Here is a 12,226-nt window from a genome sequence, read left to right on the forward strand (position 1 = left end):
AAGTTCGACAACACGCGACCGCAGCGCGACGACGGATCGCGCCGCTGTGGTCGGCCGGCGCAAGCCTTGCTTAGCTCTCGGCGTCGGCTTCGTCACCGTCTTCTTCATAGCCCCGCTCGGAGGGGCCCATGACGATCTCGTTGCGCAACACCTCGAAGCGCCGCCGTGTCTCGGCGTCGCGATCTTCGATGAAAGCGATCGCGTCGGCGCGCGACATCGGACCGGCGCTGATCGGATGCACGCTGGCGCCGATGGTCTCGTCGACATAGTAGCCGCGCTCATCACGGCGCAGCCGCCATTTGAAGCGCAGCGCGTCGAGCGGTCCCGGGCCTTCGCGGGTGTAGCGCTCGAGATCGTCGTCCGATGGGTCGGGCTCCGGCGCCTCGACATCGCCCGGCGCTGCCTCGTTCGTCTCGGCGGACGTGTCAAATTTGGGCTGCTCGTCGGGCTGTTCCGCTTCCGCCTCGTCGATCGCAGGCTTTTCGTCAGGCTCGGCGGTCGACTGAGAGGCGTCGGACGAATCCTCATCCGATACCGCTTCGTCGCGCTTGTCAGGCGCGGCGTCGGGCTTGTCGAGGATGCTCGCGATAGCCGCGAGGGCTTCATCCGTTGGGTCGTTGGCAGTCAATACAAGGCTCCCCCAAGCTCAGGCGCGAAGAAAACACCTCGGCCGAGCACGTCAACGCAGACAATGGTCGCTGGTTTCTATTTTGTGTGGCTATGTCGAGGCACAAGACGGCGGACGCCGGGTTTTCCACGGTCGTTCGCGTTCGAGCTGCGCGGCGAGGCGCAGCAGCGTCGCTTCGTCGCCGAACCGGCCAGTGAACATCATGCCGATCGGCAGGCCGCTCGCACTCCACGCCAGCGGCACCGACATCGACGGTTGTCCCGACATATTGGCAAGACTGGTCCCCGGAATGTACTGGCGAAGTGTCGGGCTGATTCCGGACAAATCGCGCGCCATGGTGTCGATCTTGCCGATCCGCAACGGCAAAGTGCACAGCGTCGGCGACAGAAACACATCCACGCTCGCGAAGAACTCCGCCAGCGCGCGCGAGATCTGAAATGCAATCAGCTCGGCGGCACAGTAATCGACGCCGCTCGCCTTGCGCGCATTGGCGGCCGACGCCAGCGTCAGGATCTCGAAATCGCGTTCGGTCATCGCGCGGCCGAAAGTCTGCTCGGCGAGCCGCACAGCGAGCCCGGTATTGCACGCGACGATGGTGGCGATCACCTCCGCCGGATCGGCCGGCAGCACCGGCGCGCGTTCCTCGACGTGGTGGCCGAGAGCTTCGAGCAGCTTGGCCGTATCACGCACCGCCGCGGCGATTTCCGGATCGATCGGATCGCCATAGGTCGATCGGTCGGTGAACGCGATCCGCAGTCGCCCCGGTTCACGCCCGACTTCCTCGGCGAACGGCCGCTCCGGCGGCGGCGCGACGTAAGGGCTCGACGGCTCCGGCCCGTTCAGCGCATCCAACATCGCGGCGCTGTCGCGCACGCTGATGCTCACCACATGGCCGCAGGCGAAGCCGCCCCAGCCGGCGCCGCGATCCGGCCCGATCGGATTGCGCGCCCGCGTCGGCTTCAGCCCGAACACGCCGCAGGCGGAGGCCGGAATCCGGATCGAGCCGCCGCCGTCGCTGGCATGCGCCACCGGCAGAATGCGCGCAGCGACCGCCGCAGCCGCGCCGCCCGACGAGCCGCCGGACGAATGATCGAGATTCCACGGATTACGGGTCGGCCCGTGCAGCCGCGACTCCGTGGTCGGCATCAGGCCGAGTTCGGGACTTGCGCTCTTGCCGAACACGGTGACGCCGGCGTTCAGAAACCGCTGCGCCAGCGTGCTGGTGTGCGGCGCGACGAAGTCCTTGTAGAGGCTGGCGCCGAACGTGGTTCGCGTGCCGGCGAGCAGATCGAGATCCTTCAAGAGAAACGGCACGCCTTTGAACGGACCGTCCGGCAGGCCGGCTTCGATCTGCTTGCGTGCGTAGTCATCGTGGCGGACGACGACGGCGTTGAGCTTGGGATCGACCGCATCGGTGCGCGCGATCGCTTCATCGAGCAGTTCGCCCGCGCTTACCTGCTTGCTGCGGACCAGTTCGGCGAGGCCAACACCGTCGTAATTGTCGTAGTCCTTGAACGCCATGATGGGCCTCCCCGCTTTAACGTTGTTGTTATTACCAGCTCACCCCGTCATTGCGAGGAGCGCCGCGCGCCCAACTAACTCAGCACATCCTGATTGACGACATTGGCGCGGATCGGGTCGCCGTCGAGGACGCTGAGCATGTTGCGCGCGGTCTGCTCGCCCATGCGGTCGAGCGCTTCGCGGGTGACGCCGGCGACATGCGGCGCGATGATCACGTTGGGCAGATCGAACAGCTTGTGGCCGTGCGGCGGCGGTTCCTGCTCGAACACGTCTAACCCGGCGCCGGCGAGCTTGCCGGCGAGCAGCGCCTCGTACAGCGCCTGCTCGACAACGATGCCGCCGCGCGCGGTGTTGATCAGATACGCGGTCGGCTTCATCTTCGACAGCCGGCTCGCATCGAACAGCCCGGTGGTCTCCGCGGTCTTCGGGCAGTGCAGGCTGACGAAATCGGCGTTCGGCAGCGCCGCGTCGAGATCGGACACCGGCTTGCAGCCGGCCGCTTCGATCGCAGCAGCCGGTACGTAAGGGTCGTACACCTCGACGTTCATTTCCATCGCCAGACAGCGCTTGGCGGTGCGGGTGCCGATGCGGCCGAAGCCGACGATCAGCACGGTCTTGCCGAACAGATCGAACGGCAGCAGGCCGAGCCGCGTCGCCCAGGCGCCGGTCTTGACCAGCGCGTGCAGTTCGGCGCCGCGCTTGGCCAGCGTCAGCATCATGAACAGCGCCTGCTCGGCGACGGAGGGCGAGTTCGCGGTGCCCGCGGTCATCAGCGGCACCTTGCGCTTGCTCAGCGCCGGGACGTCGATCGCATCAAAGCCGACGCCGATCCGCGCCACCACGCGCATGTCCTGCGACGCCTCGAGTTCGCGCTCGCCGAACCGCGTCGCGCCGAGCGCGACGCCGTGCACCGGCGCCTGGCTGCGCAGCAGCGCGTCGAAATCCTCCGCCGATATCATGTTGGGAAATTCGATCATCGCGATGTCGCCGCGCGCGGCGATCAGCGCCCTGCCCTGCTGCGACAACGATTCCGTCACCAGCAGCTTCTTGATGTTGGACGTCATTTCCTGCCCCGGAATCTTGTTCATTGGTCGCGCCGCGCATGACGCGGCGGCGACCTGTTTCTGTATCAGGCGGCGCGCTGCGCGGTCCACCCGCAATTGCCGCGGATCAGGATCGCGTCGCCAGCGCCACGCCGGCGAGCGTCATCACCAACGCGGCGATTTGTCCGAGGCCGAGCGGCTCGTGCAGCACGATCGCGGAGGTGACGACGCCGATCACCGGCGTCGCCATGGTGCCGATCGCCGCGACCGAGGCCGGCAGCCGCCGCAGCGCGGCGAACCAGCACAGATAAGCAAGGCAGAACTGGATCAGCGTCAGATAGATCAGCGCCGCCCAGCCATAGGCGGTCAGCGCGTCGAACCGCGGCGGGGTGACGATGCAGCCGATCAGGCTGACCGGAATGCAGCCGAGCCCGATCTGCCACGCCGCCGAGGTCGCGCCCGGCAGCTGGATCGGAAACCGCTTCACGAAAATCGTGCCGAGTGCGAAGCCGATCGCGCCGGTCAGGGCCAGCGCGACCCCGGGCAGCCGCTCCGCGCTGGCGGCAAAGCCGTCGGCGCCCATCAGCGCGGCGATGCCGGAAAAGCCGAGCACCAGCGCCAGCATCCGCTTGCCGGTGAGCCGCTCACCGAGCAACGGCCAGGCCAGCAGCGCCGTCCACACCGGCATCGAGAACCCGATCACCGCGGTTTCACCGGCCGGCATCCACAGCAACGCCAGCCCCATCACCACCATCCACACCGTGACGTTGAAGAAGGTCGACACCAGCACCCGGCCCCATTGCGCCCTGGGCACGACCAGGCTTTCACCCCGCAGCGCCGCATAGGCGAACAGCAGCACCGAGCCGACCAGCCCCGGCAGCCCGCGGGCCGGCAGCGGCGGCCATTCCGAGATCACATATTTCGACACCGGCCAGCTCAGCCCCCAGCACAGCGAGGTGGCGGCGAGCAGGACGAGGCCGCCGGACGCGATGCGGCCTTGCGCGGGAATCGGGGAAGGATCGGACATGGAAGACCCGGCAGGAGGAATGTCCAGGATGCCGGTGTTGGGGTCCTGACGCCACCCGTAATCCGGCACCTCTTAGGGCTCTTTCGTGAGTCGGGTTTGGCAAGCCCTGGAAGCGAAAAAATACCTGCCCTGTGAACAGCGGGTGCAGCCCCGATCGGCAGCGTCGCGCCGCCTTTTTGATCTTTGGAATCTCCGAGGACTCACCGATACTTGACCGGGTCAGGGCGAGCCGCGGCCCCTGTTTTCCACCCTAATCCACCACATTTAGTATTTGATTCAGGAACCCGCACTATTGCTTGACGGGTCGGACGGAGTCGGCCTAGCTTCAGGGCCGTCCAGCGAGGGAGTGTTTTGTCCCGCCGGACGTTTCCCAGAAGGGTCCAGACCGGCCACCTCCGACAGCCACAGCGGCAGCGGGGCGAGGCGTCGTCTGCTCCTAAATCGACCGTTGGGGCGCATTCCGACGGGCCGGCAAAACGGCTCGCAAAGCGACATGGGGCGTTAGAAGGGTTGGAGGACCGGTTGCGGAATGCAGCCGTACCGCTTGCCCTCAAAACAGACGGAGCCGGGCCACGGCTCGCAGGGCGAACAAGGTTCGCCGACCAGCAACTTCCCGGACCACCCAGGCGGGGTTTCGGGCGACTTGAACGGGGCACGAGATGAAGATCGAACGGCGCTACACCAAGGACGGCCAGTCTCCTTACGCGGACATCGCGTTCAGGCTGACGACCAGCGAGATCCGCAATCCGGATGGTTCGGTGGTGTTCCGACTCGAGAACGTCGAGGTGCCGGAATTCTGGTCGCAGGTCGCCTCCGACGTGCTGGCGCAGAAGTATTTCCGTAAAGCGGGCGTCGCCGCGCGCCTGAAGAAGGTCGAGGAAGAGAGCGTGCCGTCGTGGCTGTGGCGCTCCGTGCCCGACACCGACGCCCTCGCCGCTCTGCCCGAGAGCGAGCGCTTCACCTCCGAGCATTCCGCCAAGCAGGTGTTCGATCGGCTGGCCGGCTGCTGGACCTATTGGGGCTGGAAGGGCAGCTACTTCTCGAGCGAGGACGATGCCCGCGCGTTCTTCGACGAGCTGCGCTACATGCTGTCGATGCAGATGGTGGCGCCGAATAGCCCGCAGTGGTTCAACACCGGCCTGCACTGGGCCTACGGCGTCGACGGCCCCGGCCAGGGCCACTACTACGTCGACTACAAGACCGGCAAGCTGACCAAGTCGAAGTCGGCCTACGAGCACCCGCAGCCGCACGCCTGCTTCATCCAGGGCATCGAGGACGACCTCGTCAACGACGGCGGCATCATGGACCTGTGGGTGCGTGAAGCCCGGCTGTTCAAATACGGCTCCGGCACCGGCTCCAACTTCTCACGGCTGCGCGGTGAAGGCGAACGCCTCTCGGGCGGCGGCAAGTCCTCCGGCCTGATGAGCTTCCTGAAGATCGGCGACCGCGCCGCCGGCGCCATCAAGAGCGGCGGCACCACCCGCCGCGCCGCCAAGATGGTGGTGGTCGACGTCGATCACCCGGACATCGAGGCCTACATCGATTGGAAGGTGAAGGAGGAGCAGAAGGTCGCCGCTCTCGTCACCGGCTCCAAGGTCAACCAGAAGCACCTCAAGGCGATCCTGAAGGCCTGCGTCAACTGCCAGGGCTCGGGCGACGACTGCTTCGATCCGGAGAAGAACCCCGCCCTGCGCCGCGAGGTCAAGCTGGCGCGCCGCGCGCTGGTGACCGACGCGATGATCAAGCGCGTCATCCAGTTCGCCAAGCAGGGCTACAAGGAGATCGACTTCCCGATCTACGACACCGACTGGGATAGCGAAGCCTATCTCACCGTCGCCGGCCAGAACTCCAACAACTCGGTGTCGCTGAAGGACGACTTCCTGCGCGCGGTCGAAACCGACGGCGACTGGCACCTCACCGGCCGCACCAACAAGAAGGTGGTGAAGACGCTGAAGGCGCGCGACCTGTGGGAGAAGATCGGCACCGCGGCCTGGGCCAGCGCCGATCCCGGCCTGCACTTCAACACCACCATGAACGACTGGCACACCTGCAAGGCGTCCGGCGACATCCGCGCGTCGAACCCGTGCTCGGAATACATGTTCCTCGACGACACCGCCTGCAACCTCGCCTCGGCGAACCTGCTGACGTTCTACAACACCGAGACCAACACCTTCGACCTCGAGGCTTACGAGCATCTGTGCCGGCTGTGGACCGTGGTGCTGGAAATCTCGGTGCTGATGGCGCAGTTCCCGTCCAAGCAGATCGCCGAGCTGTCCTACGAATTCCGCACCCTGGGCCTCGGCTTCGCCAATATCGGCGGCCTCTTGATGACCATGGGGCTGTCCTACGACTCCAAGGAAGGCCGCGCGCTGTGCGGCGCCCTCTCCGCCATCATGACCGGCACCGCCTATGCGACCTCAGCCGAGATGGCCGCCAAGCTCGGCGCCTTCCCCGGCTACAAGAAGAACGCCGACCATATGCTGCGCGTGATCCGCAATCACCGCCGCGCCGCGCACGGCGAGAGCCGCGTCTATGAGGCGCTGTCGGTCAACCCGGTGCCGCTCGATCACGCCGGCTGCCCGATCCCGGACGCCGTCGCCCACGCCAAGGCGGCCTGGGACAAGGCGCTCGAACTCGGCGAGCAGCACGGCTACCGCAACGCGCAGGTAACGGTGATCGCGCCGACCGGCACCATCGGTCTCGTGATGGACTGCGACACCACCGGCATCGAGCCCGACTTCGCGCTGGTGAAGTTCAAGAAGCTGGCCGGCGGCGGCTACTTCAAGATCATCAACCGCGCCGTCCCCGCCGCGCTGCGCGTGCTCGGCTATCCGGAGCACCAGATCCAGGAGATCGAAGCCTACGCGGTCGGCCACGGCTCGCTGTCGAACGCGCCGGCGATCAACGCCTCGACCCTGAAGGCCAAGGGCTTCACCGAGGACGCGCTGAAGAAGGTCGAGGCCGCGCTGCCGACCGCCTTCGACATCAAGTTCGCCTTCAACAAATGGACCTTCGGCGAGGACTTCCTCAAAGACGTCCTCAAGATCGAAGCCGAACAGATCGCGCAGCCGAATTTCGACCTGCTCACCGCGCTCGGCTTCAGCAAGCGCGAGATCGAGGCCGCCAACATCCACATCTGCGGTGCGATGACGGTCGAAGGTGCGCCGCATCTCAAGCCCGAGCACTACGCGGTGTTCGATTGCGCCAATCCGTGCGGCAAGATCGGCAAGCGCTATCTGTCGGTCGAGAGCCACATCCGGATGATGGCCGCGGCGCAGCCGTTCATCTCCGGCGCGATCTCCAAGACCATCAACATGCCGAACGACGCCACGGTGGAGGACTGCAAGTCCGCCTACATGCTGTCGTGGAAGCTGGCGCTGAAGGCCAACGCGCTGTACCGCGACGGCTCCAAGCTGTCGCAGCCGCTGAATTCGCAGCTGATCGCGGACGACGACGAGGACGAGGACATCGACACCTTCCTCGACAAGCCGATGGCCGCGCGCGCCGCGCACGTCTCCGAGAAGGTGGTCGAGCGGCTGGTCGAGCGCCTCGTGGTGATGCGCGAGCGCGAAAAGATGCCGGATCGCCGCAAGGGCTACACCCAGAAGGCGGTGGTCGGCGGCCACAAGGTCTACCTGCGCACTGGCGAATACGATGACGGCCGCCTCGGCGAGATCTTCATCGACATGCACAAGGAAGGCGCGGCCCTCCGGTCGTTCATCAACAACTTCGCGATCGCGGTGTCGCTCGGCCTGCAATACGGCGTGCCGCTCGAAGAATATGTCGATGCCTTCACCTTCACCCGGTTCGAGCCGGCCGGCCCCGTCCAGGGCAACGACTCGATCAAGTACGCCACCTCGATCCTCGACTACGTGTTCCGCGAGCTGGCGGTGAGCTACATGGGCCGGTTCGACCTCGCCCATGTCGATCCGACCGAGACCGGCTTCGACGCCATCGGCAAGGGCGTCGACGAAGGCAAGGCGCCGGACGGCAGCATGGTCGCGGGCCCCGCGGCGGCGACCAAGTATCTGTCCAAGGGCCTGACCCGGTCGCGCACCGACAATCTGGTGGTGATGCGCAGCACCCCCGCCCACCCGGCGGAGACGACGCCGCGCAACGCCCCGGCCGGCGCCGCGCCGGCCGTCACCGCGCTCGCCTCCTCCCGCGTCGGCGACGCCCTCGAAGGCGCCACCGCCTTGAAGCAGGAAGTGCAGACCGACCTGTCGCCGACCGAAAAGCTGGAAGCGCTGCAGTGGAGCAAAGCCACCACCGCCGCGACCCAGCCCGCCCCGACCAAAGCCGAACGCCGCGCCGAAGCCAAAGCCAAAGGCTACGAAGGCGAGATGTGCTCGGAATGCGGCAACTTCACGCTGGTGCGAAACGGGACCTGCATGAAGTGCGATACTTGCGGCAGCACGACGGGGTGTTCGTGATAGACCGCCGCTCCAATATCAACTTTCAGGTTGAGATGACGGAATGACTGACGGGGGCTGACATGACCAAGTTCATTTCATCGGTCGACATCGACAAGATTGCTCTGGCGCATCGTCGCGCACTTGGCTTTCGCGACGATCAGGCGATCGATGGGATGACATTGATCACGAAGCTCAAACGTCGGTATCCGAACTTGAACTATCTCCGCGTCCCAGACGCGGAGATGACCTCCCAAGAAGCTCAATGGGATGACCAGAGGAAGCTAATTTTGATCCCGGAGCGCCTGCTTCGCGACATCAACTCCGGTAAGCCACGGGGCATCATGACTTTGGCTCATGAGGTTGGACATGCACTGCTCGGTCACAAGGGCATTCTCAACCGCGGACCGATCGGCACCAAGGCGGAGAAACATTCCGCCAATCTCCGAAGGATGGAGTCCCAGGCTCGCCGGTATGCGGCAGCATTTTTAATTCCTGACACACCCTATGTTCGATCGCTAGACGCAATTGCGATTGCTCGAAAGTTCGGAGTCAGCTTAGAGGCTGCACGAATTCGCAAACTTGAGTTCACCTAGCATCTTGGGATAAACTCCAGAGCTTTCGTCGTGTGAGCGCAGTCCCTTAGGGCACATTAGCGCAGGTCAGTCAGCCACTAAAATGCGGCGGAGCAATGCGCTTCGCTATTCATACCGCCCTATTGCCACGCCTACATATTCAACAAATTGCACCGAATGAGCGGAAAACGGACTACAGAGGACCATCGGCAATGGCTAACCGAGCGCCTCCCTAGGCACGATCGACTAACCCGCTCTGTCGTCTCGCTGCTACAGAATATGCTGATCGAGAAATCGGTCGACTTCCTAAGCGTAAGCGGACGAACAAAGTCTCTCGACGGAGCTCTAGAAAAGATCAGACGCAAGAAGTATTCAAATCCGGAGGAGCGACTCACAGACCTATCCGGCATACGTGTCATCACTTACCTCGAAAGCCAAGTTTCGCAGGTAGAAACGATAATTCGCATTCTTTTTGCAGTTGATGAGGCCAATAGCCTCGACAGATCGTCTGTCTTAGGCTCCGACAAAATCGGATATAGATCAGCGCACTTCGTCTGCTCGCTAGGAACAACCAGAGAAAAACTTCCAGAGTACGACTCTCTCGGAAACCTGAAATTCGAGATCCAAGTAAGAACCGTACTCCAGCACGCCTGGGCCGAACTTGCGCACGACCGATCCTTCAAATTTGGGCCAGGACTCCCGCCCACGATTCAAAGAAAACTAAATCTATACTCGGGAATGCTCGAAATTGTAGACGGCGCTTTCGACTCGATCGCGAAAGAGATCGATAATTACGCTCAAGAAATCAACGCAAAGTCACTGCGTCAGATATCGGCGGTAGAAGTAAATTCGATTTCGCTAAGCCGATACGTACAGCAAATTTCGGACAAGTATGAGTTGGACATCAGAGAGGGCGAAATTCCCGCGGAGCTTTTCGTAGAACTAGAGCGCTTTGGAATCCAAACGATCGGCGATCTAGATAAGCTGATTACTGCAGAGACGATCAAACTCTACAAATCCGCGAGAATACAGGACACCCCCGTTGGGTTCATCCGTCAGCTATTGATGTTGCATGACATTGACAAATACTTTTCAGGTCCAGTTCGCTGGGCCGCCATAGATACAGATTCCTACGAATGCTTGAAGGAAAAGTATCCAGAGAGAAAGCTTCGCAATCTGTTCCATGAAAATTCAATCTCACTTGAAGCAGATGATTACCCTAGAGACGAGGAATTCTGATTGTTTCCTCAAATCCTGCGCAGCCCGTAGCGCAGCCCGTAGGGCGGATTAGCGTAGCGTAATCCGCCGATCTCTCCGACGAATGGGCTTCGATGTTGGAGGTAACTATGCCGGTCGTTTTCCGTCGCGGCGGGTTAAGATACTACTTCTTCTCCAATGAGGGGCTGCCGCCTGAGCCGCCGCATATTCATGTCAAGGGCGGCGGAAAGGATGCCAAGATCTGGCTGGTTCCGGAGATCGTGATCGCCGATGCCTACGGGTTCAATCGGCGCGAGCTTTCCGCTATACTGTCGGCCGTCGCTGAGAACCGCGACCTGATCCTGAGAGCATGGCATGACCATTTCGGCCACCAGCGTCCGCTTTGACGATCACACGATGTGGGTCGAGTTGTCGGATGGCCGCACCCTCGGCGTGCCGCTGGCTTGGTTTCCACGCCTATTGCGAGCGACGCCTGCGGAGCGCGCACAGGTGGAATTGAGCCGCGTCGGATTGCATTGGGAAGCGCTCGACGAGGACATTTCGGTCGCCGGCCTGCTGGCTGGCCGTGGCGACGTGACCCAAACATCAGAAACCGCTGCATAGCAAGCGTAGTCCAGGTGAGCGCAGCGACACCCGGGTCTCTCCGGGCCTAGCTCGTAGGGCCGTGAACCATCTTCCCCCACAGCGCGTCTCACCATGAGCTTTGCTCGCGCCGTGCGGCTGCCGTTCGGCCGGACGCTGTCGCGCCTGTGCCCGCTCCGGCGTTGCGGAAGGGGCGGCGCAGCTTGGGAGATAGGTCATGCGCCTCGCATTCGCCGGCACGCTGATGCTGGCTCTGTCGTTTGGCTCGGCGGCCCATGCGGCGGAGGTTCGGTGGACGTTCACCAAGCAGCCCACCGAGGTGCTCGGCATGCCCGCCGGTGAGGAAGAAGCCGACGACGTGCTGCGCTTAACCTGCCTGAAGGGCGGCGTGGTGCAGGTCGGATTGGGCGGATACAACAGCCTCGGCAAAGGCAAGAGCGAACCGCTGAGCGTCACGCTGGCCAGCGGCACCCAATCCGTCACGTTGAACGGCAAGTCGGTGCGCAGCAAGAACTTCGAAATGACGGGAGCCTTCGAGCTGAGAGCGGATCTTGCGCCCGGCGACACCAAGCCCCTGATCGGCGTGCTGACAACGGGACAGCCGATCCGCGTCTCGGGCGCCCTGAAGGAGAAGTGGTCCGTCAAGGGACTGAAGCCGATCGTGGAGCGGTTCAGCGCGGCCTGCGTCAAGAACTAACCACGCGTAGCCGGGGTGAGCGCAGCGATACCCGGGACTCTTCGCACCGCCGCGATGCTGCTCCCGGATGTCGCTTCGCTCATCCAGGCTACAGGTCAAGCCGCTTGACAATATTCCTACAAGGATTATAGTCCGCATTGTCCTGTCCGTGAGGGGCGCTTCGCGAGGCGTCGTTGAGCGGGACAGATTATCGGCTGGGAGACCGGCCGGTGAGGGTTTGGCGAAGCTGCATGGTGCAGCGGCGTCGAGCCTGACGCGGCGTCCTGCGCGAGCGGCCTCGCAAGCCGATCGTCCGGGAGGCAAGAGGTCGCCGTCCGCCGCTACTATGAGCGGCTGCCCCTCGCGTGGCTGGACGGGACGGAACGAGGCGGGAGAAATCCCCGTGCTCCCCGCGCCCGGAAGAACGGTCCCGATGCCAAAAGATCGCCGCTGGTGGGCGCGCCGTGACGGCGATGCGCGATGGATCGCAAACCATCGCGACAACCACCAATCTGCCCCAAGCGGCCCGCCCCCCCCCCCCCTC

General features: G+C 63.7%; 10 protein-coding genes. 6 read left to right on the top strand and 4 right to left on the bottom strand.

Annotated features, from left to right (window positions below):
- Positions 1-70: 70 nt before the first annotated feature.
- From DY468_RS09220 to DY468_RS09235, 4 genes are all read right to left on the bottom strand, one after another.
- Positions 71-628 (bottom strand): prolipoprotein diacylglyceryl transferase, encoded by a 558-nt coding sequence (locus DY468_RS09220; RefSeq protein WP_164604485.1) that lies wholly within the window; start codon positions 626-628, stop codon positions 71-73.
- Positions 629-718: 90 nt separating this feature from the next.
- A complete protein-coding gene (locus tag DY468_RS09225) occupies positions 719-2,149 on the bottom strand; it encodes an amidase (RefSeq protein ID WP_164604487.1) in 1,431 nt (476 codons plus the stop codon).
- Between the two features lie 74 nt (positions 2,150-2,223).
- Positions 2,224-3,213 (bottom strand): hydroxyacid dehydrogenase, encoded by a 990-nt coding sequence (locus tag DY468_RS09230; protein ID WP_164604508.1) that lies wholly within the window; start codon positions 3,211-3,213, stop codon positions 2,224-2,226.
- A 106-nt stretch (positions 3,214-3,319) separates the two neighbouring features.
- The gene (locus DY468_RS09235) at positions 3,320-4,219 is read right to left on the bottom strand and encodes a DMT family transporter (RefSeq protein ID WP_164604489.1); all 900 of its coding nucleotides are present in this window, start codon (positions 4,217-4,219) and stop codon (positions 3,320-3,322) included.
- A 659-nt stretch (positions 4,220-4,878) separates the two neighbouring features.
- On the opposite strand from DY468_RS09235, the gene DY468_RS09240 reads away from it, so the two are divergent.
- From DY468_RS09240 to DY468_RS09265, 6 genes are all read left to right on the top strand, one after another.
- Complete coding sequence (locus DY468_RS09240; protein WP_164604491.1) at positions 4,879-8,652, top strand: vitamin B12-dependent ribonucleotide reductase; 3,774 nt, start codon at positions 4,879-4,881, stop codon at positions 8,650-8,652.
- A gap of 62 nt (positions 8,653-8,714) precedes the next feature.
- Positions 8,715-9,227 carry an ImmA/IrrE family metallo-endopeptidase gene (locus DY468_RS09245; protein WP_164604493.1) on the top strand — a complete coding sequence of 171 codons (513 nt, stop codon included), beginning with the start codon at positions 8,715-8,717 and terminating at the stop codon, positions 9,225-9,227.
- Between the two features lie 258 nt (positions 9,228-9,485).
- Complete coding sequence (locus DY468_RS09250; RefSeq protein WP_164604495.1) at positions 9,486-10,445, top strand: GTP pyrophosphokinase; 960 nt, start codon at positions 9,486-9,488, stop codon at positions 10,443-10,445.
- A gap of 107 nt (positions 10,446-10,552) precedes the next feature.
- Positions 10,553-10,810 (top strand): DUF4160 domain-containing protein, encoded by a 258-nt coding sequence (locus tag DY468_RS09255; RefSeq protein WP_164604497.1) that lies wholly within the window; start codon positions 10,553-10,555, stop codon positions 10,808-10,810.
- Positions 10,779-11,027 (top strand): DUF2442 domain-containing protein, encoded by a 249-nt coding sequence (locus tag DY468_RS09260; protein ID WP_164604499.1) that lies wholly within the window; start codon positions 10,779-10,781, stop codon positions 11,025-11,027. The genes DY468_RS09255 and DY468_RS09260 overlap by 32 nt, the downstream gene beginning before the upstream one ends.
- Before the next feature lie 196 nt (positions 11,028-11,223).
- Entirely contained in the window at positions 11,224-11,703 is a 480-nt protein-coding gene (locus DY468_RS09265) for a hypothetical protein (RefSeq protein WP_164604501.1), read from the top strand.
- The last annotated feature ends 523 nt before the right edge of the window (positions 11,704-12,226 follow it).

The sequence above is a fragment of the Rhodopseudomonas sp. BR0M22 genome (assembly GCF_010907035.1).
Lineage (GTDB): Bacteria > Pseudomonadota > Alphaproteobacteria > Rhizobiales > Xanthobacteraceae > Rhodopseudomonas.

What these genes read in the sequence shown, in the direction of transcription:
- DY468_RS09235 (WP_164604489.1), bottom strand. Translation starts at nt 4,219, where the DNA reads ATGTCCGATCCTTCCCCGATTCCCGCGCAAGGCCGCATCGCGTCCGGC.
- DY468_RS09250 (WP_164604495.1), top strand. Translation starts at nt 9,486, where the DNA reads ATGCTGATCGAGAAATCGGTCGACTTCCTAAGCGTAAGCGGACGAACA.
- DY468_RS09260 (WP_164604499.1), top strand. Translation starts at nt 10,779, where the DNA reads ATGACCATTTCGGCCACCAGCGTCCGCTTTGACGATCACACGATGTGG.
- DY468_RS09255 (WP_164604497.1), top strand. Translation starts at nt 10,553, where the DNA reads ATGCCGGTCGTTTTCCGTCGCGGCGGGTTAAGATACTACTTCTTCTCC.
- DY468_RS09225 (WP_164604487.1), bottom strand. Translation starts at nt 2,149, where the DNA reads ATGGCGTTCAAGGACTACGACAATTACGACGGTGTTGGCCTCGCCGAA.
- DY468_RS09245 (WP_164604493.1), top strand. Translation starts at nt 8,715, where the DNA reads ATGACCAAGTTCATTTCATCGGTCGACATCGACAAGATTGCTCTGGCG.
- DY468_RS09265 (WP_164604501.1), top strand. Translation starts at nt 11,224, where the DNA reads ATGCGCCTCGCATTCGCCGGCACGCTGATGCTGGCTCTGTCGTTTGGC.
- DY468_RS09240 (WP_164604491.1), top strand. Translation starts at nt 4,879, where the DNA reads ATGAAGATCGAACGGCGCTACACCAAGGACGGCCAGTCTCCTTACGCG.
- DY468_RS09230 (WP_164604508.1), bottom strand. Translation starts at nt 3,213, where the DNA reads ATGACGTCCAACATCAAGAAGCTGCTGGTGACGGAATCGTTGTCGCAG.